The following is a 2085-nucleotide window of genomic DNA, read 5'->3' on the forward strand; positions in this document are numbered from 1 at the left end:
TTTTGCAAAAAAACGGGGAATAGAGATTGGCCTATTCTGTGTAGTCCATACATTTGGTCGTCAACTTAATTGGAATGTCCATTTTCATCTATCAGTCACGCGTGGAGGCATAAATAACAAAACTAAGCGATGGGGAAATATCTACTTTAATGCCGCGATGGTAGAGCAGCATTGGAAGCAGCAAGTGGTCTCGTTCCTACGGGACCACTATCATAACTTGAATACTAAACATGATAACTATCAACATATTAGAGACTTTCGTGGATGGAGTCAGTTTCTCTCTAGTCAATACAGCCGAAAGTGGCGCATTCACTTTGCCTACAAAGATCATAGAGATAATTGCTATAAGGCATTGGTCCTTAGTCAAATAGAGATGATCGATCGGTTAGTCTCACATATCCCAGTAGAAAAGAATTTTAGAGCCATCAGGTATTATGGTTTTCTGTCAAACAGAAAACGGGGAGAAGCCTTACCGTTAGTTTATGATCTACTAGATCAAGAAGAGCCGGTAAAGCCAAAACCATTGAATTACGCGCAAATGATGCATCATCAGGTACGCATAGATCCGTACAAATGTATTCTATGCGGTGGTCGCATGTTTTTTGTGAAGATGGAAATGGGGTTGAAAGTGCATGAGTTAGTTGCTTTGAGAAAAGCAACTATACGTGAAAAACGGCGACTTCGTTACAGCCTTTAGGGAAGATCTACCTGAAATCAGGCAAAACACCAAAAACAGTATAGAAAACACTCAAAAACAACCTATTTTAGTAGGCTAAATTATAAGAAAGACGGTTACTGATTGATTTTTAGGTGTTGCTGTCAGAGTAGTTAGAAATTGAAATTCCTAACCATCAAGAAGTTTGGACGCAAATCAAACTGGGTCAAGTTGGCGATTTAGGTTTGCCAGTATAGGAGCGCTTTTACGCGCTTGGAGTATAATAGTGTATAAAATTCGACACAGCTGCGCCTTACTTAAACTTTGCGACAATAATGCAATCATTAATCGTTGGGTCTTCCAGTTTTCCCTTTGATTGAACAAAACAAGTCAAATTATAGACACTTTACAGACGAAAACTTGACATATAGATGAGATAAATTACTTCAATATATTCTAAGTGTGATTTACCTTTCAAAACCACTATAAAATAACAAGGTAAGTTAAAGATAATGCATAAATTTAGATTATCAGCAATTGTAGTAGCTAGTGTTCTTAGTACAAATGCTTTAGCTGAGAATATTGATCTATCTGGACGAGCTCAATCTACTGGCATTACTGGACGTGATGGACGTGATGGACGTGATGGACGTGATGGACAATTATCAACAGAACAATTGAAGTTTATTAATGGCTTGAATGAGCAAATTAGGGATGGCAAAATCTCAACTAACAGACAATTTGCGCGAACCAATTACATTATTAATAACCTCGAGACACAAATAAGAAAAAATATTGACAGTAACAGCAGTAACACGACTAAAATAGCAACAAACACAACATCAATTAATGGCTTAAGTGAGCGTATTAAGACTGGCGAAGCCTTAACTGACAAATACTTTGCACAAACCCATGATATTCTTGACAAAAACTTGGCAGAAACAGCAAATAATGGTCGATTAATCAATAACTTAGATCTTGTCAAAGCTGATGCAGTCTCGACTGACGCACGTTTTACAGAAACTCGTAAAAATATTGGCAGTAACACGACTAAAATAGCAACAAACACAAAATCAATTAATGGCTTAAGTGAGCGTATTAAGGCTGGCGAAGCCTTAACTGACAAATACTTTGCACAAACCCATGATATTCTTGACAAAAACTTGGCAGAAACAGCAAATAATGGTCGATTAATCAATAACTTAGATCTTATCAAGGCTGATGCAGTCTCGACTGACGCACGTTTTACAGAGGCTCGTAAAAATATTGGCAGTAACACGACTAAAATAGCAACAAACACAAAATCAATTAATAGCTTAAGTGAGCGTATTGAGGCTGGCGAAGCTTTAACTGACACACGTTTTACAGAAACTCGTAAAAATATTAGCAGTAACACGACTAAAATAGCAACAAACACAAAATCAATTAAT

2 protein-coding genes are annotated in these 2085 nt (G+C 37.1%); both read left to right on the plus strand.

Translation table 11 applies throughout. The features are described from left to right. Positions 1-697 (plus strand): transposase (locus CTN07_RS22270; protein WP_211315313.1); only part of this gene is annotated, 697 nt, incomplete at its 5' end. Positions 698-1167: 470 nt separating this feature from the next. Continuing rightward, positions 1168-2085, plus strand: a 918-nt coding sequence (locus CTN07_RS22275; protein ID WP_211315314.1) for a hypothetical protein, incomplete at its 3' end; no start/stop codon positions are given.

Source organism: Photobacterium damselae (assembly GCF_003026815.1).
GTDB lineage: Bacteria > Pseudomonadota > Gammaproteobacteria > Enterobacterales > Vibrionaceae > Photobacterium > Photobacterium damselae.